This is a genomic window from Frankiales bacterium, from assembly GCA_016125335.1.
GTDB lineage: Bacteria > Actinomycetota > Actinomycetes > S36-B12 > CAIYMF01 > Longivirga.
In genome coordinates, this window is the sequence record WGLY01000029.1 from 1 (window position 1) to 25713 (window position 25713).

General features: G+C 74.5%; 26 protein-coding genes. 3 read left to right on the forward strand and 23 right to left on the reverse strand.

The window, feature by feature from the left end; translation table 11 throughout:
- Positions 1 to 585: 585 nt before the first annotated feature.
- From GC157_15465 to GC157_15560, 20 genes are all read right to left on the reverse strand, one after another.
- Entirely contained in the window at positions 586 to 948 is a 363-nt protein-coding gene (locus tag GC157_15465; protein MBI1378855.1) for a hypothetical protein, read from the reverse strand.
- 55 nt (positions 949 to 1003) lie between these two features.
- Complete coding sequence (gene purL, locus GC157_15470; GenBank protein MBI1378856.1) at positions 1004 to 3283, reverse strand: phosphoribosylformylglycinamidine synthase subunit PurL; 2280 nt, start codon at positions 3281 to 3283, stop codon at positions 1004 to 1006.
- Entirely contained in the window at positions 3280 to 3951 is a 672-nt protein-coding gene (gene purQ, locus GC157_15475) for a phosphoribosylformylglycinamidine synthase subunit PurQ (GenBank protein ID MBI1378857.1), read from the reverse strand. Before purQ ends, purL begins: the two co-directional genes overlap by 4 nt.
- Positions 3948 to 4196 (reverse strand): phosphoribosylformylglycinamidine synthase subunit PurS, encoded by a 249-nt coding sequence (purS, locus tag GC157_15480; GenBank protein ID MBI1378858.1) that lies wholly within the window; start codon positions 4194 to 4196, stop codon positions 3948 to 3950. Before purS ends, purQ begins: the two co-directional genes overlap by 4 nt.
- Positions 4197 to 4330: 134 nt before the next feature.
- Entirely contained in the window at positions 4331 to 5335 is a 1005-nt protein-coding gene (galE, locus tag GC157_15485) for a UDP-glucose 4-epimerase GalE (GenBank protein ID MBI1378859.1), read from the reverse strand.
- A gap of 162 nt (positions 5336 to 5497) precedes the next feature.
- A complete protein-coding gene (locus GC157_15490; GenBank protein MBI1378860.1) occupies positions 5498 to 6376 on the reverse strand; it encodes a phosphoribosylaminoimidazolesuccinocarboxamide synthase in 879 nt (292 codons plus the stop codon).
- A 119-nt stretch (positions 6377 to 6495) separates the two neighbouring features.
- Entirely contained in the window at positions 6496 to 7929 is a 1434-nt protein-coding gene (locus GC157_15495; protein MBI1378861.1) for an adenylosuccinate lyase, read from the reverse strand.
- 136 nt (positions 7930 to 8065) lie between these two features.
- On the reverse strand, positions 8066 to 9838 hold the full coding sequence (locus tag GC157_15500; protein MBI1378862.1) for a DUF4232 domain-containing protein: 1773 nt from the start codon (positions 9836 to 9838) through the stop codon (positions 8066 to 8068).
- The gene (locus GC157_15505; protein MBI1378863.1) at positions 9831 to 10337 is read right to left on the reverse strand and encodes a SigE family RNA polymerase sigma factor; all 507 of its coding nucleotides are present in this window, start codon (positions 10335 to 10337) and stop codon (positions 9831 to 9833) included. The genes GC157_15500 and GC157_15505 overlap by 8 nt, the downstream gene beginning before the upstream one ends.
- Before the next feature lie 106 nt (positions 10338 to 10443).
- The gene (gene purD, locus GC157_15510) at positions 10444 to 11727 is read right to left on the reverse strand and encodes a phosphoribosylamine--glycine ligase (protein ID MBI1378864.1); all 1284 of its coding nucleotides are present in this window, start codon (positions 11725 to 11727) and stop codon (positions 10444 to 10446) included.
- A gap of 243 nt (positions 11728 to 11970) precedes the next feature.
- Positions 11971 to 13326 (reverse strand): aminotransferase class III-fold pyridoxal phosphate-dependent enzyme, encoded by a 1356-nt coding sequence (locus tag GC157_15515; GenBank protein MBI1378865.1) that lies wholly within the window; start codon positions 13324 to 13326, stop codon positions 11971 to 11973.
- Positions 13327 to 13398: 72 nt separating this feature from the next.
- Positions 13399 to 14019, reverse strand: a complete 621-nt coding sequence (locus GC157_15520; GenBank protein MBI1378866.1) for a GNAT family N-acetyltransferase — start codon at positions 14017 to 14019, stop codon at positions 13399 to 13401.
- 162 nt (positions 14020 to 14181) lie between these two features.
- On the reverse strand, positions 14182 to 14607 hold the full coding sequence (locus GC157_15525; GenBank protein MBI1378867.1) for a GNAT family N-acetyltransferase: 426 nt from the start codon (positions 14605 to 14607) through the stop codon (positions 14182 to 14184).
- A gap of 55 nt (positions 14608 to 14662) precedes the next feature.
- Complete coding sequence (locus GC157_15530; protein MBI1378868.1) at positions 14663 to 15949, reverse strand: adenylosuccinate synthase; 1287 nt, start codon at positions 15947 to 15949, stop codon at positions 14663 to 14665.
- 147 nt (positions 15950 to 16096) lie between these two features.
- Positions 16097 to 17053, reverse strand: a complete 957-nt coding sequence (locus GC157_15535) for an NAD(P)-binding protein (GenBank protein MBI1378869.1) — start codon at positions 17051 to 17053, stop codon at positions 16097 to 16099.
- Positions 17054 to 17106: 53 nt separating this feature from the next.
- Complete coding sequence (locus tag GC157_15540) at positions 17107 to 17568, reverse strand: DUF3151 family protein (GenBank protein MBI1378870.1); 462 nt, start codon at positions 17566 to 17568, stop codon at positions 17107 to 17109.
- A 199-nt stretch (positions 17569 to 17767) separates the two neighbouring features.
- Positions 17768 to 18817 carry a hypothetical protein gene (locus GC157_15545; GenBank protein MBI1378871.1) on the reverse strand — a complete coding sequence of 350 codons (1050 nt, stop codon included), beginning with the start codon at positions 18815 to 18817 and terminating at the stop codon, positions 17768 to 17770.
- 176 nt (positions 18818 to 18993) lie between these two features.
- Positions 18994 to 20016 (reverse strand): class II fructose-bisphosphate aldolase, encoded by a 1023-nt coding sequence (gene fbaA / locus GC157_15550; protein ID MBI1378872.1) that lies wholly within the window; start codon positions 20014 to 20016, stop codon positions 18994 to 18996.
- Positions 20017 to 20214: 198 nt separating this feature from the next.
- A complete protein-coding gene (locus GC157_15555; GenBank protein ID MBI1378873.1) occupies positions 20215 to 20589 on the reverse strand; it encodes a DUF2568 domain-containing protein in 375 nt (124 codons plus the stop codon).
- A 65-nt stretch (positions 20590 to 20654) separates the two neighbouring features.
- Positions 20655 to 21311, reverse strand: a complete 657-nt coding sequence (locus GC157_15560; GenBank protein MBI1378874.1) for an rRNA methyltransferase — start codon at positions 21309 to 21311, stop codon at positions 20655 to 20657.
- A gap of 127 nt (positions 21312 to 21438) precedes the next feature.
- Between GC157_15560 and GC157_15565 the strand changes: the two genes are divergently transcribed.
- Together GC157_15565 and GC157_15570 are read left to right on the forward strand one after the other, a co-directional pair.
- Positions 21439 to 22119 (forward strand): DedA family protein, encoded by a 681-nt coding sequence (locus tag GC157_15565; protein MBI1378875.1) that lies wholly within the window; start codon positions 21439 to 21441, stop codon positions 22117 to 22119.
- 67 nt (positions 22120 to 22186) lie between these two features.
- Positions 22187 to 22822: a DedA family protein gene (locus GC157_15570; protein MBI1378876.1), complete on the forward strand. Its 636-nt coding sequence runs from the start codon at positions 22187 to 22189 to the stop codon at positions 22820 to 22822.
- A gap of 25 nt (positions 22823 to 22847) precedes the next feature.
- Here GC157_15570 and GC157_15575 read toward each other — a convergent pair whose 3' ends face one another.
- Both GC157_15575 and GC157_15580 read right to left on the reverse strand, forming a co-directional pair.
- Positions 22848 to 23405 (reverse strand): hypothetical protein, encoded by a 558-nt coding sequence (locus GC157_15575; GenBank protein ID MBI1378877.1) that lies wholly within the window; start codon positions 23403 to 23405, stop codon positions 22848 to 22850.
- 245 nt (positions 23406 to 23650) lie between these two features.
- Positions 23651 to 24196, reverse strand: coding sequence for an orotate phosphoribosyltransferase (locus GC157_15580; GenBank protein ID MBI1378878.1), 546 nt, complete (start codon positions 24194 to 24196; stop codon positions 23651 to 23653).
- 44 nt (positions 24197 to 24240) lie between these two features.
- On the opposite strand from GC157_15580, the gene GC157_15585 reads away from it, so the two are divergent.
- Positions 24241 to 24762 (forward strand): hypothetical protein, encoded by a 522-nt coding sequence (locus GC157_15585; GenBank protein MBI1378879.1) that lies wholly within the window; start codon positions 24241 to 24243, stop codon positions 24760 to 24762.
- Positions 24763 to 24880: 118 nt separating this feature from the next.
- Here the strand turns inward: GC157_15585 and GC157_15590 are convergent, their stop codons facing one another.
- On the reverse strand, positions 24881 to 25657 hold the full coding sequence (locus GC157_15590; GenBank protein ID MBI1378880.1) for an SDR family NAD(P)-dependent oxidoreductase: 777 nt from the start codon (positions 25655 to 25657) through the stop codon (positions 24881 to 24883).
- Positions 25658 to 25713 lie beyond the last annotated feature (56 nt).

Below are 25713 nucleotides of genomic sequence, written 5' to 3' on the forward strand. Positions count from 1 at the left end.
GAAGAGCGCTCGGATCGCCGGTCAGCCACGCGATCGGGTCGTGCACGTCCCAGTCCGGGTGGAACCCGAGACCCACCGGACCGAAGCCGGGGGTGGTGTCCCGGTCGTCGACGGCGGTCATCAGGCACCTCCCACGAGGTCGGCTGGGGTTCGAACGAATGTAGGAATGCTATCGGAGACCACCGACAGGCACAACCCTCAATCCCCAGCAATCCCAAGGGATTTCGCCGCTCGACTGTCCACAGGGTGTGGACGGCGGAGAGGCGACCGGAGGAGTCAGGACACCGTCGCCGACTCGCGCACAGCGCACGCCGCGGTCCCCGCCCGCCAGGGCGCACGATGCGATCAGCCGGCACGACGGCGGCAGCACGAGATGCCGCCCTTGCGGTCGCCGACTTGCTCACGGCGCGGGCGCAGCGGACCCCCGCCCGCCCGGGCGCACGACGCGATCAGCCGGCACGACGGCGGCAGCACGAGATGCCGCCCTTGCGATCGGCGGCGCACACCGCATGACCGCGACAGTGCATCCTGCAGTCGACGACGGTGCGCGACGAGGGCGCCAGAGAACGGGCCCGCGCCCGCGGATCACCCGGCGGAGGCGCCCCGGAGCATCGCGTCGAGCTCGGGGTCGGAGCCGAGCTCGCGGACCTCCTGGGCGCAGCGGCACGCGGCGGCCACCTTGGCAGCCCAGGCCAGCGCGTCCTCGCGCGTGGTGACGTCGACCACCGTGATCCCGCTGACGGCGCCGGGCGGCGTGCCTTCAGTGACAGCACCGTCGGGCGTCACGACGCTCGCCGGAGCATGGACGAGACCGCCCGCCAGCACGTAGACCCCGGCGGCGATGGCCTCGCGGGCCACCGCGTGCGCGGCGTCGGCGACCGCGGGCAGCTCGTCGTCCGGGACGTGGTCCATCGCCCCTGCGGCGAAGGTGATCAGGTACGTCGTCACGTCCCACCTCTCCCGGGTCAGGTCGAGCGCAGGCGCCGGCCGGCGCCCCGAGCGGTCAGCCGAACAGCGCGGGGAACGTCGCGTCGGCCGCAGCGCGCAGGTCGTGCAGCGACCAGGCGATGGTCTCGCCGAACGCCGGCCCCACGCGCAGCTCGTCGCCGCCGGTCACCTCGCCGAGCCGCATCACGGGGACGCCGTGCGCCGCGGCGAGCGACTCGAGCTCGGCGGCCGATGCGGGAGCGCACGTGACGACGGCTCGGGCCGTCGACTCCGAGAGCAGCAGCACGAAGGCGTCCGCGTCGTCCGGTACGTGGATCGTGGCGCCCGAGCCGGCGCGCAGCGCCATCTCGACCAGCGCCTGGGCGAGGCCGCCGTCGCTCACGTCGTGCGCGGCCGTCGCCAGCCCGCGCTCGGAGGCCGCCACGAGCACCTCGGCCAGCGCCCGCTCCGCCTCGAGGTCCACCGCCGGCGGCAGCCCGCCGAGGTGGCCATGGACGACGTGCGCCCACTCCGAGCCGGCCAGCTCGTCGCGGGTCTCGCCCAGCAGCAGCACGACGTCGCCGGCCGCGCCGAAAGCCATCGGCGTGCGCCGCGCGACGTCCTGCATCACCCCGAGGACGCCGACCACCGGGGTCGGGTGGATCGCGACGTCGCCGGTCTGGTTGTAGAAGCTGACGTTGCCGCCGGTGACCGGGATGCCCAGCTGCTGGCACGCGTCGGCCAGGCCGGTGACGGCCCGCTCGAACTGCCACATCACGTCCGGGTCCTCAGGCGAGCCGAAGTTGAGACAGTTGGTGACGGCGAGCGGCCGCGCGCCGGTGGCCGCCACGTTGCGGTAGGCCTCGGCCAGCGCCAGCTGGGCGCCGGCGTACGGGTCGAGCTTGGCGAAGCGGCCGTTGCAGTCCGTCGCGAGAGCGACGCCGAGGCCGCTCTCCTCGTCGACGCGCACGACGCCGGCGTCTTCGGGCTGCGCGAGCACGGTGTTGCCGAGCACGTAGCGGTCGTACTGCTGGGTGACCCAGGTCTTGGAGGCGAGGTTGGGCGAGCCGACCAGGCGCAGCACGGTGTCGTGCAGCGAGATCGCGGTGAACGGCCGCTCGAGGCCGTCAGGGCTGGCGGCCTGGAGGTCGTCCTGCCAGGCGGGCCGGGCGTAGGGGCGCTGGTAGACCGGGCCGTCGTGGGCCACGGTGCGCGGAGGGACGTCGACGATCACCTCGCCGTGCCACTCGATCACGAGCCGGCCGGTGCCGGTGACCTCGCCGATCACGTCGGCGTCGACGTCCCACTTGGCGCAGATCGCGAGGAACGCGTCGAGGTTGTCCGGCGTCACGACCGCCGCCATGCGCTCCTGCGACTCGCTCATGAGGATCTCCTCCGGCGTCAGCGTCGCGTCGCGCAGAGGGACGGCGTCGAGCGTCACGTGCATGCCGCCCTCGCCGTTGCTCGCGAGCTCGCTGGTGGCGCAGGAGATGCCGGCGGCGCCGAGGTCCTGGATGCCCTCCACGAGCCCGGCGTGGAGCAGCTCGAGCGTGCACTCGATGAGCAGCTTCTCCATGAACGGGTCGCCCACCTGCACCGCCGGGCGCTTGGTGGGGCCGCCGTCCTCGAACGTCTCCGACGCGAGGATCGAGGCGCCGCCGATGCCGTCGCCGCCGGTCTTGGCGCCGTAGAGCACGACGAGGTTGCCGACACCGCGCGCGCTCGCGAGGTGGATGTCCTCGTGGCGCAGCGTGCCGACGCACAGCGCGTTGACGAGGGGGTTGCCCTGGTAGCACGGGTCAAAGACGACCTCGCCGCCGATGTTGGGCAGGCCGAGGCAGTTGCCGTAGCCGCCGATGCCGGCCACGACGCCGGGCAGCACGCGGTGGGTGTCGGGGTGGTCGGCGGCGCCGAAGCGCAGCGGGTCCATCACCGCGACCGGGCGCGCGCCCATCGAGATGATGTCGCGCACGATCCCGCCGATGCCGGTCGCGGCTCCCTGGTAGGGCTCGACGTAGGACGGGTGGTTGTGCGACTCCACCTTGAAGGTGACCGCCCAGCCCTGGCCGATGTCGACCACGCCGGCGTTCTCGCCGATGCCCACCAGCAGCGTGTCGGTCTCCGGCTTCTTCTCGCCGAACTGGCGCAGGTGCACCTTGCTGGACTTGTAGGAGCAGTGCTCGCTCCACATCACGCTGTACATCGCGAGCTCCGCGCTGGTGGGGCGGCGGCCGAGGATCTCGCGGATGTCGGCGTACTCGTTGTCGCGCAGGCCCAGCTGGGCGTACGGCTGCTCGCGCTCCGGGTGGGCGTACGCGTCGGCGACGGTGTCGGTGTGGCGCTGGCCGGTCGTCATGCCTCGACGAGACCCTTCAGGATCGAGGTGAAGAAGCCGAGCCCGTCGGTGCTCGGGCCGGTGAGCGGCTCGACGGCGTGCTCGGGGTGCGGCATCAGGCCTACGACGTTGCCGCGGGCGTTGCTGATGCCGGCGATGTCGCGACGGCTGCCGTTGGGGTTGAGCTCGAGGTAGCGGGCCACGACGCGGCCCTCCCCCTCGAGCCGGTCGAGCGTGGCCTCGTCGGCGACGTAGCCGCCCTCGCCGTTCTTGAGCGGCACCACGATCTCCTGCCCCTCGTCGTACGCCGAGGTCCACGCGGTGGAGGTCGACTCGATGCGCAGGCGCTGGTCGCGGCAGATGAAGTGCAGGTGGTCGTTGCGCACCAGCGCACCGGGCAGCAGGTGCGACTCGCAGAGCACCTGGAAGCCGTTGCAGATGCCGAGCACGGGCAGCCCGCCCTCGGCCGCGGCCACGAGCGGGCCCATCACGGGCGCGAAGCGGGCGATCGCGCCGCACCGCAGGTAGTCGCCGTAGGAGAAGCCGCCGGGCAGCACCACGGCGTCGACCGCGTGCAGGTCGGCGTCGCCGTGCCAGAGCTCGACCGCCTCACCGCCGGCGACCCGCACCGCGCGGGCGGCGTCGCGGTCGTCGAGCGAGCCGGGGAAGGTGACGACCCCGACCCTCATGCGGTGACCTCGCGGACGACGTAGTCCTCGATCACCGGGTTGGACAGCAGCGAGCCGGCCAGCTCGTGGATCTGCGCCAGCCGGGCCTCGTCGACCTCGCCGTCGAGCTCGAGCGCGAAGGACTTGCCCTGGCGGACGGAGGTGACCCCGGCGAGGCCGAGGCGGCCGAGCGCGCCCTCGACGGCCTTGCCCTGCGGGTCGAGGATCTCGGGCTTGAGCATGACGTCGACGACGACGCGGGCCACGGAGCGCTCCAGGGGGAGGGGTGGTCAGGCGGTACGCCGCATCCTATCCGTCCGCGGGGGTGCCACTCTCCGCCGGAGCGAGCGGGCGCACGCCGCGCCGGTCCCGTTGCCGGGCCTCGACCGGTGCGCCCGCCTCAGCCCAGGCGGGCGGTGCCCGCGGCCGCCGCCCCGGACCAGGCCGCCCAGGCCGAGGAGACCATGGCGGCCAGGTCGTGGGTGGCCCGCCAGCCCAGGTCGGCCTCCGCGCGGGCGGCCGAGGTGACGATCCGGGCCGGGTCGCCGGGGCGCCGAGCCCCCACCGCGTAAGGCACGGGGCGGCCCACCTCCGCCTCCACGGCGGCGATGATCTCCTTCACCGACACCCCGCGGCCCAGGCCGAGGTTGTACGCCGGGGCCAGGGGGGCGCCCGAGGCCAGCGCCCGGGCGGCCGCCACGTGGGCGGTGGCGACGTCGGCGACGTGGATGTAGTCGCGCACGCACGAGCCGTCCGGGGTCGGATAGTCCTCGCCGTTGACCGTGAACGTCTCGCCGCGCAGGACGGCGTCGAGCAGGATCGGGAACAGGTTGTGCGGGCTGACGTCGTAGACCTCGGGCGAGCCGGAGCCCACGACGTTGAAGTAGCGCAGGCTGGTGTGCCGCAGCGGCGGCCGGCCGGCCAGCTCGTCGGCCCGCGCGACGTCGCGCAGCAGCCACTCGCCGATCAGCTTGCCCTCGCCGTAGGGCGACTCCGGCCGCTTGTCGGTGTCCTCGGTGACCAGGTCGACGTCGGGAGTGCCGAACACCGCGGCCGAGCTGGAGAACACGACGTCGCGCACGCCGGCCCGCACGCACTCGGCGAGCAGCACGCGGGTGCCCTCGACGTTGACGCGGTAGGACTCCAGCGGCTCGCGCACGGACACCCCCGCGTACTTCAGCGCCGCCACGTGCACGACACCGGTGACCCCGTGCTCGCGCAGCACGCCGGCCACCGTGGCGGCGTCGGTGATCGAGCCCTCCACCAGCGGCACGCCGTCGGGCAGGAACTCGCGGCGTCCGCTGGAGAGGTCGTCCAGGACGACGACGGTCAGGCCCTCGTCGAGGAACGCGCGGACGACGTGCGAGCCGACGTACCCGGCGCCACCGGTGACCAGCCATGTCATGGCGGCAACCCTAGCCAGGGCGCCTGGCGGTGGTCTGTCCGCCGGATGTCCGCGACCTGAGGGCCGGACGGTCGGCTCCGCGTCCCGAGCCGCAGGCGGTGGCGCGCGCGGCCGGGGTGGCGGACGACCGAGGGGCGGCCCGAGGGACGGGCGGGGTGCTGGTCAGGCGAAGCGCTTGCCGGTGAGCCGCTCGTAGGCCTCGACGTACTTCTCCCGGGTGCGCTCGACGACGTCGTCGGGCAGCGGCGGGGGCGCCTCGCCGGAGTGCCGGTCCCAGCCGGAGGCGGGCGAGGTGAGCCAGTCGCGCACGAACTGCTTGTCGTAGGACACCTGCGCGTGGCCGGGCTCCCAGGTGTCGGCCGGCCAGTAGCGGCTCGAGTCGGGGGTGAGCACCTCGTCGGCCAGCACGATGCTGCCGTCCGGGCGGGAGCCGAACTCGAGCTTGGTGTCGGCGAGGATGATGCCGCGCTCGGCGGCGATCGAGGCCGCGCGCTCGTACACCTGGAGCGTGAGCCGGCGCAGGGTCTGCGCCTCGTCCTGCCCGACCGTGGCGACCACCTGGTCGAAGGTGACGTTCTCGTCGTGGTCGCCGAGGGCGGCCTTGGTGGCGGGGGTGAAGATCGGCTTGGGCAACTTCGAGCCGTCGACCAGCCCGGGCGGCAGGCCGACGCCGCAGACCGCGCGGGTCTCGGCGTACTCGGCCAGGCCCGAGCCGGTGAGGTAGCCGCGGGCGACGCACTCGACCGGGAACATGTCGAGGCGGCTGCACACCATGGCGCGACGGGCCACGGAGTCCGGCACCCGGGTGGTGATGACGTGGTTGGGCACGATGTCCGAGAGCCGGTCGAACCACCACAGGCTCATGGCCGTGAGGATCCGGCCCTTGTCCGGGATCGGCGTCGGGAGCACCCAGTCGTAGGCCGAGATGCGGTCGCTGGCCACGAACAGCAGGCGGCCGTCCGGGTCCTCGTAGAGGTCGCGGACCTTGCCGGAGTAGACGTGCCGGTAGCCCTCAGGGAGCTGGTAGGTGGGGGCGGGGATGCTCTGGGCGCTGGCCACGTCCCGACCCTACCCGCGACCCCCCACCGTCGTTACTGCCCGAAAGCGCGGATCCGGGCCCGGTCTCCGGTCGTTCGGGCAGTAACGACGGGGGGGTCTGGTCAGAGGATGGGCTCGGGGGCGTAGACGGCGGCGTCGGGGCGCTCGGCGACCAGGTGCTCCACCTCGTCGACGACGGCGGCCACCTGGGCGCGAGCGGCACCGGTGAACTCGATGGGCTCGGAGACGAGCTCGTCGAGCTGCTCGCGGGTGAGGCCGAGGCGGGGGTCGGCCGCCAGGCGGTCGAAGAGGTCGTTGTGCTCGGTGCCCTTCTCGCGCATCTCGAGCCCGACGGCCACCGCGTGCTCCTTGATCGCCTCGTGCGCTGCCTCCCGGCCGACACCGTTCTTCACGGCGGCGATGAGCACCTTGGTGGTGGCGAGGAAGGGCAGGTAGCGGCGCAGCTCGCGCTCGGCCACCGCGGGGTAGGCGCCGAACTCGTCGAGCACGGTGAGGAAGGTCTCCAGCAGCCCGTCGATGGTGAAGAACGCGTCGGGCAGGGCGACCCGGCGCACCACCGAGCAGAAGACGTCGCCCTCGTTCCACTGCGCGCCGGCGAGCTCGGCCACCATCGAGGCGTAGCCGCGCAGCACCACGGCGAAGCCGTTGATGCGCTCGGCCGAGCGGCTGTTCATCTTGTGCGGCATGGCCGAGGAGCCGACCTGCCCCGGCTGGAACCCCTCGGTGACCAGCTCGTTGCCCGCCATGAGCCGCAGGGTCATCGCGAACGACGACGGCCCCGCCGCGAGCTGCACGAGCGCCGAGACCACGTCGTGGTCGAGCGAGCGCGGGTAGACCTGGCCGACGCTGGTGAACACGTGCGTGAAGCCGAGGTGCGCGGCGACGCGGTCCTCGAGCTCGTCGAGCTTGCCCTGGTCGCCGTCGAGCAGGTCGAGCATGTCCTGCGCGGTGCCCATCGGGCCCTTGACGCCGCGCAGCGGGTAGCGGGCGATGAGCTCCTCGAGCCGGCGGTGCGCCACGAGCAGCTCGTCGGCGGCGCTGGCGAACCGCTTGCCCAGCGTGGTCATCTGCGCCGCGACGTTGTGCGAGCGCCCGGCGATGGCGAGCTCGTCGTACTCGACGGCGTGGGCCGCCAGCCGCGCCAGCACGGCGACGACCTTGTCGCGGGTGAGCTGCATCGACGAGAGCACCTGGAGCTGCTCGACGTTCTCGGTGAGGTCGCGGCTGGTCATGCCCTTGTGCACGTGCTCGTGGCCCGCGAGCGCGGAGAACTCCTCGATCCGCGCCTTCACGTCGTGCCGGGTGACCTTCTCCCGCTCGCGGATCGACCCGAGGTCGACCTGGTCGACCACCGCCTCGTAGGCCTCCACGACGCCGTCCGGCACGTCGATCCCGAGGTCGCGCTGGGCGCGCAGGACGGCGATCCACAGCCGCCGCTCGAGGACGATCTTGTGCTCGGGCGACCAGATCGTCGCCATGGCCGTGCTCGCGTAGCGCGAGGCGAGGACGTCGGGGATCGCGGGAGTGCTGGGCATGCGCTGGCCTTCACGGTCGGGGCGAGGCCGTCGCCCGGGGGTCGGCGGACGACGACGGCCCATCCTCTCAGGTGCCGCCGCCGGGGACGGCGCACCGACCGACCCGGAGTGCCGGTCGCCGGCGGGAGGTGTCGGGTCAGGAACGTGGCACGGCGAACGACGACACGGAGAGGAGGTTGTTGGCCTGCGCGTCCGGCGCGGCGCACATCGACAGACCGGAGACCGCGACGTCGACGGTCTGCGCGGACCCGGGCAGCGACACGCGCAGGGCAGACACCGGTCCGCTCGTGCGGACTTCGCAGCGGAACTTGGCGACCAGCGCCTCCGCCGAGGCCCCGCCTGGGAGCAGCACGGCGTACGGCGCGGGGGCGAGGCCGAACCCGCCGGCGCCGTCGGTCTCGGGCACCTGCACCGCACGGCCGCCCGCCACCAGGCCCACCAAGGGCCACCCGCCGACGACGCAGCTGCTGGCCGAGGTGTTCGTGACGCGCAGGCCGCGCAGGTTCCAGCCGGTGGCGCCGTCGGCCCAGGGCTGGGTGACGCGCAGGTCGGCCAGCGTGCACCGCCGCACGCCCGAGGCGCTGGCCTGCGCGGCCGTCAGGGCGCGGGCGCCGTCCGGCGCCGAGGCCACCGGCGTCGGCGACGCGGCCGAGGCCGAGGCGCTCCCCCCGCCCGGGGCTGCGGATGTGCCCGAGCCCGTCGTGGCGACCGCGAACCCGCTCACCGTGACCCACGGGGCGGAGCCGCGCGAGCAGTCGAAGGAGCTGGTCGACACGAGGGGCGCGACCGAGACGTCGGCCGTGGAGGTGTCGCCGGGCAGCGTCACGCGCAGCGCGTCCGGGGCCGAGGCGAAGCAGCCGCCGAGCATCACGCCGAACGTCGCCTCGCCGGGCCCGAGCGTCACCGGGCCGCCCGGGTCGCCGCGCTGCGCGGTGACGCCGTCCACGACCTTGCCGCCCGAGAACGGCCGCACCGCGGGGATGCCGTCGAGCGTGCAGTGCACGTCCGGGTTGCGCGGGTAGAGGTGCACGCGCAGCGCGACAACGCCGAACGGCGTCGGGATCGGGTCGACCTCGGGGACGGGCTTCACGTCGCCGTACCGGCAGCTCGCCAGGCCGGGCTCTGGGGCTCCCGACGACGACAGCGGTCGAGGCTTCCCGGCGGCCAGCAGGACCTGGCTGAGCTCGTCCGTGCTGAGGAAGGCGAGCGGCTGGCAGCTCCCGCAGCGCATCGGAGTCGCGATCCCGTCGACCTCGGTCCCGTCCTCGTAGTACTGGGCGAGCACGAGCGAGCCGCGCGGGATGTCGGCCTCCACGTCCGTGGAGGCGTTGGCCCAGTACTCGGCCGGGCATCCACCCTCGGCGGCGCAACGCCGGCTGCCGCCCCCGCTGATCGCACATGCGGAGCCGCACCGGTGGAGGGCGCTCCCGGCGCGTAGACCGGCGTCGGCCGCGGCTCGCGGCTGCGCATAAGACGAGATCTCCAGTGTCGCGACGGACGACAGGTCGGACGGGGACACGGAGTACGTGCGCGAGGACACCCCCGCCGCAGTGCTCGGTCCGTCGCTGACCGCGGTCGCGCGGAGACCGAAACGGGCGAGCGCCTGGACGACGGGGTCCGCCGGATCCACCGACTGCGTCGGACCCGCCGGGGGCAGGGGCGGCCCGTCCGACGCACCGGGACGGAGCGGGCCGGCGAGGGCGGCGACCAGCACGAGGGCGACGGCGAGGCCGGTGGCGCCGAGGGTGCGCGTCCGGCGGCGGCGCTGCAGGGTGCGGCCGCGGACGGCGTCGTCGGCCGGCGACCACACGGCGCCCGGCTCGTCGGCGAGCAGCAGCCCGAGCGCGGAGCGGACGTCGTGACGGGCGCGCGCGTCGTCCTCGCCCCAAGGTCCGACGGGGTCAGTCATGGTCCACCTCCACGTCCGCGAGCGCCTCGCGCAGCCGCGCGAGGCCGCGGGCGGCCTGGCTCTTCACGTTGCCGGTCGAGCAGCGCAGCACCGCGGCTGTCTCCTCCACCGAGAGGTCGTCCCAGTAGCGCAGGACGACGATCGCGCGCTGGCTCGGGCCGAGCGAGGCCAGCGCGGACGCGATCGCCGCGCGGGAGCCGACCGCGTCGGCGTGGTCGGCGTACGACGTCTCCGGCACCGTGTCGGTGGCGCGCTCGCGCCGCCACGCGCGCCGGCCGTCGGAGAGCACCGCGTTGACGACGGCCCGCCGGGCGTAGGCGTCGACCGAGTCGGCCCGCGAGGCCCGGCGCCAGTGCACGAACAGGCGCGCGAGCGCGTCCTGCACGGCGTCCTCCGCCCGGTCCCAGTCGCCGCAGATGAGGTACGCCGTGCGCCGCAGCGACGGACGCCGGGCAGCGACGAACTGCTCGAAGTCGGGAGGCCCCGGCGTCGCGCTCATCGCACCCCCGTCCGCTCCCGGCCGAGGCCGCGGCGCGGCCTCACCCCGTCAGACGCCGACGACCCGCCGGCAGGTTGCACGCCGGCCGTGGCCCCGGCCGGCCGCCTCAGGGGACCAGCGCGCGGACCTCGCCACGGGCGGCGGCCAGGCCGATGTCGGTGCGGTGGTGCGAGCCCTCGAGCCCGATCCGCGCGACCGCGTCGTACGCGTGCTCGCGGGCCTGCGAGAGATCCGCCCCGACCCCGACGACGCTGAGCACCCGGCCGCCCGTGGAGACCACCGAGCCGTCCTCGGCGTGCGCGGTGCCGGCGTGCAGCACGTAGGCGCCTTCGACAGCATCCGCGTCGTCGAGCCCGGTGATCACGCGCCCGGTGACGGGGGTGCCCGGGTAGTTCTCGGCGGCCACCACCACGGTGACGGCGGCGCCGTCGTGCCACCGCAGGTCCTCGAGGTCGTGCAGACCGCCGGTGGCCGCGGCGTGCAGCACGTGGGCGAGCGGGGTGCGCAGCCGGGCGAGCACCACCTGGGTCTCGGGGTCGCCGAAGCGGGCGTTGAACTCGATCACGCGCAGGCCGCGCGAGGTGAGCGCGAGCCCGGCGTAGACCAGCCCGACGAACGGCGTGCCCCGGTGGCGCAGCTCGTCGACCACCGGCTGCACCACGCGCTCGACGACGTCGGCCACGAGGCCCTCGGGAGCCCAGTCGAGCGGCGAGTAGGCGCCCATGCCGCCGGTGTTGGGCCCGGCGTCGCCGTCGCCCACGCGCTTGAAGTCCTGGGCCGGCTGGAGCGGCACCACGTGCTCGCCGTCGCTGAGGCAGAACAGCGACACCTCGGGGCCGTCGAGGTACTCCTCCACGACGACGCGCCCGGCGTCCTTGTCCAGGCACGCGCGGGCGTGCTCGAGCGCGACGGCGCGGTCGTCGGTGACGACGACGCCCTTGCCCGCGGCCAGCCCGTCGTCCTTGACGACGTACGGCGCGCCGAACTGGTCGAAGGCGGTCTCGACCTCCTCGAGCCGCTCGCACACGTGGGCCATCGCGGTGGGCACGCCGGCGCAGGCCATGACCTCCTTGGCGAAGGCCTTGCTGCCCTCGAGGCGGGCGGCCGGCGCGTCCGGCCCGAAGGCCGCGATCCCGGCCGCGCGGATGCGGTCGGCGGCACCGGCGACGAGGGGCCCCTCGGGGCCGATCAACACGAGGTCGACGCCGAGCCACTGCGCCAGCGCGGCGGGGGCGTCCGGGTCGGTGAGGTCGCACGGGTGCACGGTGGCGTCGGCCGCGATCCCGGCGTTGCCCGGCGCGGCGTGCAGCTCCTCCACCACGGGGTCCTCGCGCAGGGCGCGGACCAGGGCGTGCTCGCGGGCTCCGGATCCGAGGACCAGCACCTTCACGCGGGCGACCCTACCGACGCCGACGCCCGCGGTCGCCCCTGCCGTCCGACCCGTGACCTGCCGGTCCCGGCCGTCCGGAGGCGCGACCTGGCGACCCACGCGCACCGGGTGCACGCGTGGCCGTCGTCCCGCCGTCGGGCGGCGGCCGGGCCGGCAGCTCGTCGGGACGGGCGTCGTCGGCCCCGGACGCGACGGTGCCCGCGTCCGTGCGGGACGCGGGCACCGTCGGCGGGCGTGCGGAGGTCAGGCCCCCATGTAGTGCTTGTCGACCACCGTGAGCACCTCGTCGATGATCGCCAGGCCCTCCTTGGCCTCGGCGTCGGTGACGGTGCACGGCGGCACGACGTGCATGCGGTTGAAGTTGGTGAAGGGCAGCAGACCGCGCTTCTTGCTCTCGGCGACGAGCTCGCCCATCGCCGGCGAGCTGCCGCCGTAGGGCGCGAGGGGCTCGCGGGTGGCGCGGTCGGTCACGAGGTCGAGCGCCCAGAAGACGCCGAGGCCGCGCACCTCGCCGATCACCGGGTGCCGGTCGGCCAGCTCGCGCAGGCCGGGGCCGAGCACCTCGTCGCCGATGCGCTTGGCGTTCTCGACGATGCCCTCCTCGCGGAAGGCGTCCATCGAGGCGACGATCGACGCGCAGGCCAGCGGGTGGCCGGAGTAGGTGAGCCCGCCGGGGAACACGCGGTCGTCGAAGGTGTGCGCGATCGGGTCGCTGATGACGACGCCGCCGACGGGGACGTAGCCGGAGTTGGAGCCCTTGGCGAAGGTGATGAGGTCCGGGACGACGTCGAAGTTCTCGAAGGCCCACCAGGTGCCGCAGCGGCCGAACCCGGCCATCACCTCGTCGAGGATCAGCACGATGCCGTGCTTGTCGGCCAGCGCCCGCACGCCGGGCAGGTAGCCGGGCGGCGGGACCAGCACGCCCGCGGTGCCCACGACGGACTCGATGAGGATCGCGGCGATGGTGGACGGACCCTCCATCGTGATCACCTGCTCGAGGTGCTCGAGCGCGCGCTCGCACTCCTGCGCCTCGTCGGCGGCCCAGAAGGCAGAGCGGTAGGCGTAGGGGCCGAAGAAGTGCACGTGGCCGTCGGCGTACTCGTTGGGCCAGCGGCGCGGGTCGCCGGTGGAGACGATCGAGGCGCCGGTGTTGCCGTGGTAGCTGCGGTAGAACGAGAGCACCTTGCGGCGTCCGGTGTGCAGGCGCGCCATGCGGATGGCGTTCTCGTTGGCGTCGGCACCGCCGTTGGTGAAGAAGACCTTGTTCATGCCCTCCGGCGAGATCTCGGCGATCCGGTGCGCCGCCTCGCCGCGTGCGGCGTTGGCGTGCTGCGGGGCGATGGTCGCCAGCGTGGCGGCCTGCTCCTGGATCGCCGCGACCACCTTGGGGTGCTGGTGGCCGATGTTGACGTTGACCAGCTGGCTGGAGAAGTCCAGGTAGCGGGTGCCGTCGTAGTCCCACACGTACGAGCCCTCACCGCCCGCGAGCACCATCGGGTCGAGCGCCCCCTGGGCGGACCAGGAGTGGAAGACGTGGGCGCGGTCGAGGTCGTGGACGCGACGTCCCTCGGCGGGGTCGGGCGTGAGGTCGTGGGTCATGTGGTCTTCTCCCGGGTCGACGTGATGCCGCCAGGGTAGGTCCCGGACTTCCCGGGCGTCACGGGCAGCCTGTCAGGCAGGCACGCCGTACGCCGACACCCTGTCGGAGAGGGTCGCGCGGACCTGCGCCCACTCCTCGGCCACGATCGAGAACATCACGGTGTCGCGGACGGTGCCGTCGCCGCGGCGCTGGTAGCGGCGCAGCACCCCCTCGTAGGTGGCACCGAGGCGCGCGATGGCGCGCTGGGAGCGCACGTTGCGGATGTCGGTCTTGAGCTGCACCCGGCCCATGGCGAGCTCGTCGAAGGCGTACGACAGCAGCAGCAGCTTGCACTCCGGGTTGACGACGCCGCCCCACACGCCCGGGTCGTAGGCGGTGTTGCCGATCTCGAGCCGGGCGTCGTTGGGCGAGATCTCGAGGTACGACGTCCAGCCCACGACGGACCCGGCCCGGCGCTGGCCGACGTCCGCGCGCAGCCGCACAGTCCACGGGAACCAGCCGCGGTCGAGCACCGTGCGGATCCAGCCGCGGGCCGCCTGGTCGTCGGGCAGCGGGCCGCCGGCCAGGTGCTGCCAGACCGGGTCGTGGTCGAGCGCGGTGCGCAGGCCGTGCGCGTCGTGCTGGGTCGCCGGCGTCAGCTCCACCCAGGTGCCGCGCAGCACCGTGCCGGGCGGCGGCGGCCACTGCGCCACCGGCCAGGCGGCGTCGTCCGGACGGGGGTCCACGCGCGGCTCGAACCGGTCGGCGCTCACGCCCCCACGCTAGTGCCCGCCCGCTCCGGGAGGGCCGCACGTTACTGCCCGGATGACCGGATCCGGCCTCTGTCTCCGCGCTTTCGGGCAGTAACGACGGGGTCAGTCGGTCAGGCGGCGGACCATGCGGACGTGGCCGTCAGTGTCGTCGACGCCGGCTGCCGCGACCGGGGCGTCGACGCCCTCGACCTCGAACCCGATCGAGGTGTGGAAGGCGACCGAGGCGGTGTTGACCGTGGAGGTGACGCACCGCACCGTCGTCGTGCCGCGCTGCCGGGCCTCGGCGGCGAACCGGTCGTGCAGCTCGCGGCCGAGGCCGCTGCCGCGCGCGTCGGGCCGCACGCCGACGAAGTGCACGTAGGACTCCCCCGGGTGGTCCGGCGAGTCGAAGCCGACCAGGAACCCGGCCATCGCGCCGTCGGCGTCCTCGGCCACGAGCGAGGTGCCGGAGAAGTGCTCGAGGAATAGACTGGGCAGCAGCGCGGACAGCCGGCGTCCGCCCCACCAGGTGTCGACGGCGTCGACCATCGCCGGGTGGTCGTCGGCGCGGGCCCGCCGGATCGCGTACGGCACGGAGACCGGCTCAGCCCAGCAGGTCGTGCAGGACGACGGTCTGCTCGCGCTCCGGGCCCACGCCGATCGCCGAGATGCGCACGCCGCTGCGCTCCTCGAGGAAGTCGACGTACTCGCGCGCCCGCACCGGCAGGTCGTCCACCGTGCGCGCCCCGGAGATGTCCTCGGACCAGCCGGGCAGGTACTCGTACACGGGCTTCGCGTGGTGGAACCCGGTCTGCGTCATGGGCAGCTCGGTGGTGCGCTCGCCGTCGACGTCGTAGGCCACGCACACCGGGATGCGCTCCCACGCGCTGAGCACGTCGAGCTTGGTGAGCACGAGGTCGGTGACGCCGTTGACGCGACCTGCGTAGCGCGCGATCGGGACGTCGAACCACCCGCACCGGCGCGGGCGCCCGGTGGTCGTGCCGTACTCGTGGCCGAGCCGGCGCAGCTGCTCGCCGTCGTCGTCGAACAGCTCGGTGGGGAACGGGCCCTCGCCCACGCGCGTGATGTACGCCTTGGCGATCGCGATCACGCGGCTCACCGACGTCGGCGGGATCCCCGCGCCGGTGCACGCGCCGCCGGCCGTCGCGTTGGACGAGGTCACGAAGGGGTACGTGCCGTGGTCGACGTCGAGCAGCGTGGCCTGGCCGCCCTCGAGCAGCACCACCTCGTCGCGCTGGAGCGCTTCGCCGAGCAGCAGCGTGGTGTCGGCCACCATCGGGCGCAGCCGGTCGGCGTGCTCGAGCAGCTCGTCGACCACCTGGTCGACCGAGATCGCCCGGCGGTTGTAGACCTTCACGAGCAGGTGGTTCTTCTGCTCGAGGGCGCCCTCGACCTTCTGCCGCAGGATCTTCTCGTCGAACAGGTCCTGCACGCGGATGCCGACCCGGCTCATCTTGTCGGCGTACGTCGGGCCGATGCCGCGGCCCGTGGTGCCGATGCGGCGGCTGCCCAGGAAGCGCTCGGTCACCTTGTCGAGGGTGCGGTTGTACGCCGCGATCACGTGCGCGTTGGCGCTGACGAGCAGACGCGAGGTGTCGACCCCGCGGGCCTCGAGGCCGTCGAGCTCGTGGAAGAGCACCTGGAGGTCGACCACGACGCCGTTGCCGATCACGGGCACGACGCCGGGCGTGAGGATGCCGCTGGGCAGCAGGTGCAGCGCGTACTTCTCGGTGCCGATCACGACCGTGTGGCCGGCGTTGTTGCCGCCGTTGAACTTGACGACGTAGTCCACGCGGCTGCCGAGCAGGTCGGTCGCCTTACCCTTCCCCTCGTCGCCCCACTGAGCACCGAGCAGCACGATGGCCGGCATCCGGGCCCCCTCCGTGTCGACTGCGCCGCCTCGACCTCGTCGTGGGAGGCGGTCCGTGCACCACACGGGAGTGGTGCCACCAGAGCCTACCGGCTCCGGCGGCCCGTCCCGGCGTCCTGCACGAGGCCGACCGCGCGACCCGTGCGCTCAGTGCCGAACGGCGAGGGTGGCGAGCATCGCCTCCGCCAGGCGGGTGCCCGAGGTCCACGCCGTCTCGACGCGCGACCGCTCGCCCCACGCGTCGCCGCACAGGCCGACGACGCCGTCCCACGCGAAGTCGGTGCCGCGGGTGACGCGCGGCTTGGCCAGCGACCAGCGGCGCACGTCGTGCCACGCCGGGTCGCCGGCGGTGCCGACGACCTCGCGCAGCGCCGCGAGCAGCAGCGGCGCGGCGGAGGCAGGGTCGTCGAGATGGTCGGCGGCGAGCTGCGGTGTCGAGTGGGCGACGAGCACCGGGGCGCCGTCACCGCGCCGGCGGCCGTCGTCGACCACCACGGAGAGCAGCTGGGAGTCGTGCACGAACATGCCGTCGAACGGGTCCCACCGGTGGTCGTCGTACGCCGCGACCAGGCACAGCACCGGGTCGAAGGCCACGGAGTCCAGCGCCGGCACGACGGGGTCGTCGTCGGCGACGAGGTCGCGCGCCTGCGGGCCCGGCAGGGCGAGCACCGCGGCGTCGAACCACGTCTCGTCCACCAGCACGCCGCCGTCGACGCGGCTGACCGACTCGACCTCGGTGGGGTGCACCACCGCGGGCAGCCCGTCGGCGAGGTCCTCCACGAGGGAGCGCAGGCCGAAGGTGGCGGCGTAGCGCATCGGGCCGCGGGTGTGGCCGCGGCGCCCTTCGGGACCGGCGACGAGGAAGGTGTCGGTCCACGGGCGGACGAGGTCGCGGCGCTGCCACGACGTCACGACCGACCGGAAGCCCGGGTCGGCGACGGTGAGGTAGGCGGCCCCGACGTCGACGGGGTGGCCGTCGTAGGGCAGGCCCGTGCCGCGCAGGGTGCGCACCGCCATGCGCCCGCCGATGCGACGGCCGCGGTCGAGGACGGTGACGTCGACGCCGGCCTCGTGCAGCGCGCGGGCGGCCGCGACGCCGGACATGCCGCCGCCGACGACGGCCACCCGGGCCGGCGGCGCGGCGACAGGGGGCACGGTCAGCGGCCCTCGAGCGCGTCCGCGGCGGCGGCCGAGGAGTCGCGCAGGAAGAGCGTGCAGCGGGTGGCCTCGTCGTCCTCGCCGATGGCGGCGGCGGCGCGTGCGAGCGCGTGCAGGCAGCGCAGGAACCCGCGGTTGGGCTCGTGCTCCCACGGCACCGGCCCGTGCCCACGCCAGCCGTTGCGCCGCAAGGCGTCCAGGCCGCGGTGGTAGCCGACCCGGGCGAAGGCGTACGACTCCACCACCCGGCCCTCGGCGTGGGCCTGGTCCGCGAGCACGCTCCAGACCAGGCTGCTCGTGGGGTGCGCGGCGGCGACGGCGTAGGGGTCCTGCCCGGCCTCGAGCGCCTCGCGCGGAGCGGGGTCGTCGGGCAGCAGGGTGGGCTCCGGGCCGCCGACGAGGTTCTGGTCGATCGGTGTGGTCACGCGCTCGATCCTGCCGCAGCGGGCCGCGGGCCGCATCGGCCCCTCCCGTCGCGGCAGTTCGGGGGGTTCGCGCTGGGGCCGACCCTCCGGGCCTGCGGGCCGCCACCGCCGGCACCGCGTGGGCTCGGGCCGGCCTCGTCGGCCTCCGAGCGGCGGCGGAGTGGGAGCACGGCGGTGGGTTCAGGCCGGCGTCCGCAGCCTGCGGGAGGCGGCCGGGTGAGCGTACGGCGTGGGCTCACGCCGGCCTCCGCAGCCTGCGGGCCGCCACCGCGGGCTGGAGGTACAGGGCGCGGCCGAGCCGGGCGATGATCGTGGCGCCCGTCTCGCCCGCGACCCAGCGGACCACGCGCCACCCTGCCGCCTCGAGGTCCGCCTGGCGGGCACGCTCCGCCCGCATCGCCGCGCGGATCTGCGCCGAGGTGCTGCCGTACTTCGCGACGCCGTCGGCCTCGCCCACCACGCGGCGCTCCTCCCAGACGAAGTCGCCGACGTACGGAGCGCCCGAGGCGCCCACGATCGGGAGGTTGAGCTCCGGGACGGGCATGCGGACGGCGAGGATCCAGCCGCGGGACCAGCTCTCGAACGGCGAGGCGCTCGCCGGGTCCGCCGCCTCCACCGCCGCCCGTGCCGTGCGCACGCCCGGCCAGCCCACCATCGGCTCGACCACGGCCGCGAGCCGCGCCCTGGCCTGCTCGATCGCGGCGCTCGGGACTCGGCGGCCCCGCAGCTCGCGGTCGAGGTCCGGGTATGCCGGCCGCAGCAGCTCGCGCAGCGCGCCGTCGACCGCGACCAGGGCGTGCGGAAGGTCCCCCGGCCGGGCGAGGTCGACGGCGGTGCGCGCGACGTCGGTGACACGAACGCCGTCGACGACGACGACCGACGAGGCCGGCAGCGCCGAGGCGTGCACGCGGAGGCCGGCGTCCTCGCGCTCCGCCTGGCCGGGGATCGTCACGTGGATCCGGTCGTCGTGGACGTCCGGCGTCCACAGGCCGAGCAGCCTCGCGGCGGACGTGTGGCTGAACGCCGCCGAGGGCGCCAGCCGGCGTGCGGTGGCCCGCAGGCGGGCGGCGTGCAGGTCGTCGCCGAGCACCAGCTGGCGGCCGGAGTCCGGGGCGGCGGCGTACACGCCCCGGCGCTCGCGCACGAGGAGCCCGTGCTCGACCGCGCGGGCGATCCGGCCCGGCGACCAGCCGGTGGCGAGCAGCTCGTCGCGCGACCAGGGGCCGGGGCCGAGGGACGAGTGGAGGGCGTCGACACGGGCACGCGTGGAGCGGTGGGCAGCCATGCCGCGACGGTGCCGCGGCCGGCCGCGACGGCCGGGCTGCGCCGCCCGGCCCTGTGCCCGACACGCCGCCGGCGCCGCCCGTGCCCCGCCGTCCACCCCCGTCGTTACTGCCCGAAAACCCGGAAAATGCGCCAGTTTCCGGTCATTGCGGCAGTAACGACGGGGTGGAGCGGGGGCTAGCGGATCTTGGTGCCGGTGCTGCGGAGGTCCTCGCAGGCGGTCACCACGCGCGCGGCCATGCCGGCCTCGGCGAGCTTGCCCCAGGCGCGCGGGTCGTACTGCTTCTTGTTGCCGACCTCGCCGTCGACCTTGAGGACGCCGTCGTAGCTGCGGAACATGTGGTCGGCCACGGGGCGGGTGAAGGCGTACTGGGTGTCGGTGTCGATGTTCATCTTGACGACGCCGTAGTCGAGCGCCTCGCGGATCTCCGACAGCAGCGACCCCGACCCGCCGTGGAACACCAGGTCGAACGGCTTGTCCTTGCCGTACTTGGCGCCGACGGCGTCCTGGATCTCCTTGAGGATCGACGGCGTGAGGACGACGTTGCCCGGCTTGTAGACGCCGTGCACGTTGCCGAAGGTCGCGGCGACCATGTAGCGGCCGCGCTCGCCGAGGCCGAGCTTCTCCGCCGTCGCGAGACCGTCCTCCGGGGTCGAGAACAGCTTGGCGTCGTGCGTCGCCTCGATGCCGTCCTCCTCGCCGCCGACGACGCCGATCTCGAGCTCCATCACGATGTTGGCCCGGTGGCACTTGTCGAGCAGCTCCTCCGCCACCGCCAGGTTCTCGTCGAGCGGCACGGCCGAGCCGTCCCACATGTGCGACTGGAACAGCGGCAGCCGGCCGGCCGCGACCCGCTCGAGCGAGAGGTCGATCAGCGGGCGCATGTAGCCGTCGAGCTTCTCCTTGGGGCAGTGGTCGGTGTGCAGCGCGATCTGCACGTCGTACTTCTCCGCCACCACGTGGGCGAACTCGGCGAGGGCCACCGCACCCGTGACCATGTCCTTCACCGCCTGGCCGGACGCGAACTCCGCGCCGCCCCAGGAGAACTGGACGATGCCGTCGCTCTCGGCCTCGGCGAATCCGCGGATGGCCGCGACGATGGTCTGCGACGACGTGCAGTTGATCGCCGGGTAGGCGAACGCGCCGGCCTTGGCGCGGTCGAGCATCTCGGCGTAGACCTCAGGGGTGGCGATGGGCATGGCGAACGCGCTCCTCGAACGTGGAACAGGGGTCCGTCGGGCGACGCTGCCCAGCGGGCTTCACGCGTTCATCCTTCCACGCGGCCGCCGCGGGCTTCCACGCGCGCGACGAACTGCCGGACCGGACGCCGTCCCCGCACGTGCCGGACGGCGGCGGCCAGGAGCCGGTGAGGTGCGCGGCCCCGCGGACCGCTGCGCTCAGACGGCGTGCCGGTCCGGGCCGCCGAGCAGACCGAGCACCACGACCTCCGCGAGCACCAGCACCACGGCGGCCGTCGTCCACCCCGCGGCGACCAGCCCCACCGCGGCGAGCAGGAACAGCCCGGCCTCCACGGCCAGGCGGGCCGCGAGCGGGAGCCGCACCCGGCGCCGCGGCGAGAGCAGCATCCCCCACACCACGACGACCGCCGCGCACGCGACGAGGCCGACCACCCAGCCCAGCAGCCCGCCGACGACGACCACGCCGACGACGAGGAACGAGCCCCACAGCGCCAGCTCGAGCAGGAAGCGCAGCCCGAGCAGCACCACGACACCGGCCCCCATGCGGGCCGGCGCCCCCTCCTGCTCCTGCATGGCGCCAGGGTGCCGTGCCGGGCCGCCGTCCGCGACCACGTCGGCCCGACTGCCCGGGAGGCGGCTCAGGGGCCGGCGGCGGCCGGCGGTCCCGGGTGCTGGCCGAACACGTGCCGGCGCACCCAGGCGTGCATCGCGATCGCGGCGGCCGCTCCGACGTTGACCGATCGGGTCGAGCCGAACTGCGTGATCGAGACGGTGAGGTCGCACGCCGCGAGCGCCGCGTCCGACAGGCCGGCGCCCTCCTGGCCGAAGATCAGCACGCACGCGCGCGGCAGGTCGCAGGTCTCCAGCGGCAGCGACCCCGCCACGTTGTCGACCCCGACCACCACGAGGCCCGACGACGACGCCCACTGCGCGAGCGACTCGGCGTCGTCGTGATGGGCGACGTGCAGATAGCGGTCGGTCACCATCGCACCGCGCCGGTTCCACCGGCGACGGCCCACCACCCGCACGGACGCGGCGTTGAACGCGTTGGCGGTGCGCACGACCGACCCGATGTTGAAGTCGTGCGCGAGGTTCTCGATCGCCACGTGGAAGGGATGCCGCGCCGTGTCGAGGTCGGCGACGATCGCCTCGACGCTCCAGTAGCGGTAGCGGTCCACCACGTTGCGGCGGTCGCCCTCGCGCAGCAGGTCCTCGTCGTACTGCGGGCCGACCGGCCACGGCCGCGGGTGCGGCCCGACCCCGACGTCGTCCGCGGATCCCGATCGCCCGTCCATCCGGGCCGGGGTCCCGTCGACGCCCGAGACGTCGGCGTCGTCGGCGTCGTCCGCGCCGCCGGGGTCGCCGGAGCCGTCGGCGTCGCGCCCGGGACCGCCCTGCATGCCGCCACCCTAGGCTCGAGGCGTGTTCCCGGACCCGGACCTCGGCGCGCTCACCGCGGTCGCGGTCTACGCCGTGGTGTGGGGCTTCCTGTTCGCCGAGTGCGGGCTGCTGCTCGGGTTCCTGCTCCCCGGCGACACCATCCTCTTCGGCGCCGGCCTGCTGGCCGCCTCCCCGAGCAGCGACGTCAGCCTCTGGCTGCTCGTGGCGGGGTCGTTCGTGGCGGCGGTCGCCGGCAACGAGGTGGGCTACCGAACCGGGCGACGCTACGGCCGCGGCTGGCTCGAGCGCCGCGAGTCCGGCCGCGCCGCCGAGCAACTGCGCCGCACGGAGCGGTTCTACGAGCGCTACGGCTGGTTCTCGGTGGTGGTCGCGCGCTGGATCCCGTGGGTGCGCACGTTCACCCCCGTGGTGGCCGGCACCGCCGCCATGCGCCACCGGTCCTACACGTCGGCCAACGTCGTCGGCGCGCTCAGCTGGGCGGTCGCGCTGCCGATCGTCGGGTACGTCGCCTACCAGTACCCCGTGGTGCGCACGGTCTCGTTCGCGATCGCCGGGGTGTTCGTCACCGTGTCGCTCGTGGGGCTGGCGGTGCTGCTGGTGCGCGACGCCGTCCGGCGCCGCCGCGGGCGCGCCGAGCAACGGGCCGGCGAGCCGCCCGCCGGACGCCCCGACGGCGGACTCAGCGGGGACACATCCTCGTGACGTAGCCTCGACGCCCGTGACCACCGCACACGCCCTGGCCGCCGTCTCCGCCCTCGGACCCGAGTGGATGCAGCCGCAGTACATCCTCGACAAGTTCGGCACCTGGGCGTTCGTCGCCGTGATGGTCATCCTGTTCGTCGAGTGCGGCCTGTTCCTGTTCTTCCTGCCCGGCGACTCGCTGCTGTTCGTCACCGGGCTCTACATCGCCAAGGGCGCCTCGGGCGACAGCGGCGGCCTGCACATCCCGCTGTGGCTCGCGTGCGTGCTGCTCTCCGCCGCGGCGATCGCGGGCAACGTGTCCGGCTACTGGATCGGCAGCAAGGCCGGCCCGGCGCTGTTCCACCGGCCCGACTCGCGGCTGCTCAAGCCCGAGTACGTCGAGCAGACCCACGCCTTCTTCGAGAAGTACGGCCCGCGCGCCATCGTGCTGGCGCGCTTCGTGCCGATCGTGCGCACGTTCATCACCGCGATGGCCGGCGTCGGCAAGATGCAGTTCCGCACCTACCTCGTCTACACGACGATCGGCGGCATCCTGTGGGCGTCCGGGCTCACGATCCTGGGCTACTTCCTCGGCAACGTGGAGTTCGTGCAGAAGAACATCGAGCTCATCGCGGTGGTGATCATCGCGCTCTCGCTCGTGCCCGCGGGCGTGGAGTGGTGGCGCGCCCGCCGCGCCCGCGACACCGACGCCGCCACCTCCTGAGCGAGGACGCCGCAAGCCCGGCGCGTCAGGCGTGCCGGGGCATCGAGGGCAGGCGCTCGATCGGGCGCGACCGCCGCTCGGTGACGATCCCCTGCACCGCCTCCAGGGCCGGCGGCGTCGTCCGGTCCTCGTAGGCCTCCCACGGCACGGCGGCGATCAGCGTGCGCAGCGCGGTGGCGCGGGCGAACAGGTCGAGCGGCTCGAGCTTGCTGGAGCTGCGCCCGACCAGGCGGTCGTCGCGGGTGACCCAGGTCTGCGCCGGTGCCGCGAGCAGCGCGCGGCGCACGGTGGCGTCCACCACGGCGCGGGCGAACCACGGCTCGGCCGCGCGCACGACGTAGCGGGCCTCGAAGGTGGGGTCGCCGAGGTGGACGTCGCGCATCCCGTCGCCCACCTGCGCGACGTGCCGGTCCGCCACCACCATCTCCATGCGCGGCAGCACGCCCGGCGCGACGAGCTCGATGACGGTGCTCCGGCCGCGCTCCTCGTAGGCCCGCACCGCGACACCCTCGACGTCGCCCACGAGCACGCCGCTGGTGGTGAGGTCCCAGCCCATGGCGCGCGCGTAGCGACGCAGCCGCACGCGGCGGCTGTGGGTGGCCAGCCAGGACGTGCCGGCCTCGCGCCGCGTCGCGCGGCGCGCAGCCGACGACGACGGCTCGACCGCCGAGGGAGCGCCATGGGACGGCACTCGCGACCACCCCCCATCGGACGTCCCCCAGACGGACGTCTCCTGGCGTTGTCGGCGCCGGGGCCGCGATCGGGATGCGCCGAACGGGTGAGGGGACGCCGAACCCGCAGGTCAGGGGCGCGAGCGCAGGGTGGCCGTCAGGCCAGGCCGAGGTCGGCCAGCGTGTAGGCCGCGAGGTAGGGCAGGCCGGCGGCCTCGACCACGGGGGCGGCCCCGCGCTCGACGATCACGGCGACCGCCACCACCTCGGCGCCGGCCTCGCGCAGCGCCTCCACCGCCGTCATGACCGAGCCGCCGGTGGTGGAGGTGTCCTCCACGGCGAGCACGCGGCGGCCCGCGACGTCCGGGCCCTCGATCCGCCGCTGGAGGCCGTGGGCCTTCTCGCTCTTGCGCACCACGAAGGCGTCGAGGCTGCGGCCCCGGGCGGCTGCGGCGTGCAGCATCGCGGTGGCGACGGGGTCGGCGCCCAGGGTGAGGCCGCCCACCGCGTCGTAGTCGAGGTCCGCAGTGAGGTCGAGCATCACGCGGCCGATGCGGGGGGCGGTCGCCCCGTCGAGGGTCACGCGGCGCAGGTCGACGTAGTAGTCGGCCTCGCGCCCGCTGGAGAGGATGACGCGGCCGTGCACGACCGCCTTGTCGAGGATGTCCTGGCGGAGCTGGGCGCGGTCGTCGGCTGCAGTCACGGGTCGCAAGGCTAGCCGCCGACGGCGTAGGGCAGGGTGGACGGGTGAGCACCTCCACCATCGTCCTGTGCCCGCGGCTGCCCGGGCAGGAGCCGGCGTACGACGGCGCCGACGTCGTCGACGCGATCCTCGACGACGCGCGCGCCTCCGGACTGCGCACGCTCTCGCCCTACGCCACCGCCGACGCCGCCGACGACCTGCGCACCCAGCGGGCGCACTGGGTGGCCCAGCTCGCGGTGGCGCTCACCACGGCAGGCATCGTGCCGCCGGTGCTGCTGGTGCTCGGCGGCGCGAGCGGCGCCATGGCGCCGGCGCTCGGCTTCGCGCAGAAGGCGTCGCGCCGCGCGGTGAGCGGCTACGTCCTCGTCGACGCCGCGACACCGCCCGCCGACGCCGGCGGTGGCGACTGGCCGGACGCGCCGGTGGCCTACGTCGCCTCGCCGGCGGCCGACCCGCTCGAGGTCAACCAGGCGCGCCTGCGGGGGTGGGACGTCGTCGAGGTGGCCTCGCTCGCGCCCGACGCCCTGGCCGACGCCGTGCTGCGCCGGGCGGTCGACCAGCGCTGAGCGCCTGAGCCCGGAGCCCGCGCGCCGCGCGACCGGCGCGCGCACGGACCGGTGCGGGACCGCCGGCGCACCGCTACCGGCGCGCGAGGCGGTCCGGCCCGGAGGCGCCGGCGTACCGCTACCGGCGCGCGAGACGGTCCGGCCCGCGGACGCCGGACGCGCGCCGCACCACGGGGCGGGGCAGGTAGCGCGCCAGGGTCGAGAGCACCTTGTACTGCGCGCCGGGTACCGACACCGGCTTGCCCCGCCCGAAGTCCGCGAGGGCGCCGCGCACGAGGTCGGGCGCGTCGAGCCACATCCAGTCGGGCAGGTGCGAGACGTCCATGCCCCCGCGCTGGTGGAACTCGGTGTGGGTGAAGCCGGGGCACAGCGCCATCACGCGCACGCCGGTGCCGTGCAGCTGCCGGTCGACCGACTCCGAGAAGACCGTCGTCCAGGCCTTGGCCGCGCTGTAGCTGCCGCCGGCGATGAACCCGGCCACGCTCGAGACGTTGATGACCCCGCCCGTCCCGCGGCCCACCATGCCGGGCAGCGCCGCGTGGGTGAGGCGCATGGTGGCGGTGACCAGCACGTCGAGCATGGCCTGCTCGGCGTCGAGGTCGCCGCCGACGAACGACTGGTTGACGCCGAAGCCCGCGTTGTTCACCAGCAGGTCCACCGGGCGGGCGTCGTCGGCGAGACGGTCCGCCACGGCCGCGAGCGCCGTCCGGTCGGTGAGGTCGGCGGGGAGCACCTCGACCCGCACCCGGTGGGCGCGGCCGAGCTCGTCGGCGTACGCCGTGAGCCGCTCGACGTCGCGGGCCACGAGCACGAGGTCGTCGCCGCGGGCGGCGAGCTGGCGGGCGAACTCGGCTCCGATGCCGGCGGTCGCGCCGGTCACGAGTGCGGTGGTCATGCCGCCATCCTCGCCCGCACCCCCTCCCCTCGCCCGACGTCACTGGTGAAACGGTC

Coding starts and splice junctions, on each gene's coding strand:
- purL (MBI1378856.1), bottom strand. CDS start 3,283: ATGACGACCGGCCAGCGCCACACCGACACCGTCGCCGACGCGTACGCC.
- purQ (MBI1378857.1), bottom strand. CDS start 3,951: ATGAGGGTCGGGGTCGTCACCTTCCCCGGCTCGCTCGACGACCGCGAC.
- galE (MBI1378859.1), bottom strand. CDS start 5,335: ATGACATGGCTGGTCACCGGTGGCGCCGGGTACGTCGGCTCGCACGTC.
- GC157_15495 (MBI1378861.1), bottom strand. CDS start 7,929: ATGCCCAGCACTCCCGCGATCCCCGACGTCCTCGCCTCGCGCTACGCG.
- GC157_15500 (MBI1378862.1), bottom strand. CDS start 9,838: ATGACTGACCCCGTCGGACCTTGGGGCGAGGACGACGCGCGCGCCCGT.
- GC157_15505 (MBI1378863.1), bottom strand. CDS start 10,337: ATGAGCGCGACGCCGGGGCCTCCCGACTTCGAGCAGTTCGTCGCTGCC.
- GC157_15515 (MBI1378865.1), bottom strand. CDS start 13,326: ATGACCCACGACCTCACGCCCGACCCCGCCGAGGGACGTCGCGTCCAC.
- GC157_15525 (MBI1378867.1), bottom strand. CDS start 14,607: ATGGTCGACGCCGTCGACACCTGGTGGGGCGGACGCCGGCTGTCCGCG.
- GC157_15530 (MBI1378868.1), bottom strand. CDS start 15,949: ATGCCGGCCATCGTGCTGCTCGGTGCTCAGTGGGGCGACGAGGGGAAG.
- GC157_15535 (MBI1378869.1), bottom strand. CDS start 17,053: ATGTCCGGCGTCGCGGCCGCCCGCGCGCTGCACGAGGCCGGCGTCGAC.
- GC157_15540 (MBI1378870.1), bottom strand. CDS start 17,568: ATGCGGCCCGCGGCCCGCTGCGGCAGGATCGAGCGCGTGACCACACCG.
- GC157_15545 (MBI1378871.1), bottom strand. CDS start 18,817: ATGGCTGCCCACCGCTCCACGCGTGCCCGTGTCGACGCCCTCCACTCG.
- fbaA (MBI1378872.1), bottom strand. CDS start 20,016: ATGCCCATCGCCACCCCTGAGGTCTACGCCGAGATGCTCGACCGCGCC.
- GC157_15555 (MBI1378873.1), bottom strand. CDS start 20,589: ATGCAGGAGCAGGAGGGGGCGCCGGCCCGCATGGGGGCCGGTGTCGTG.
- GC157_15560 (MBI1378874.1), bottom strand. CDS start 21,311: ATGGACGGGCGATCGGGATCCGCGGACGACGTCGGGGTCGGGCCGCAC.
- GC157_15570 (MBI1378876.1), top strand. CDS start 22,187: ATGCAGCCGCAGTACATCCTCGACAAGTTCGGCACCTGGGCGTTCGTC.
- GC157_15590 (MBI1378880.1), bottom strand. CDS start 25,657: ATGACCACCGCACTCGTGACCGGCGCGACCGCCGGCATCGGAGCCGAG.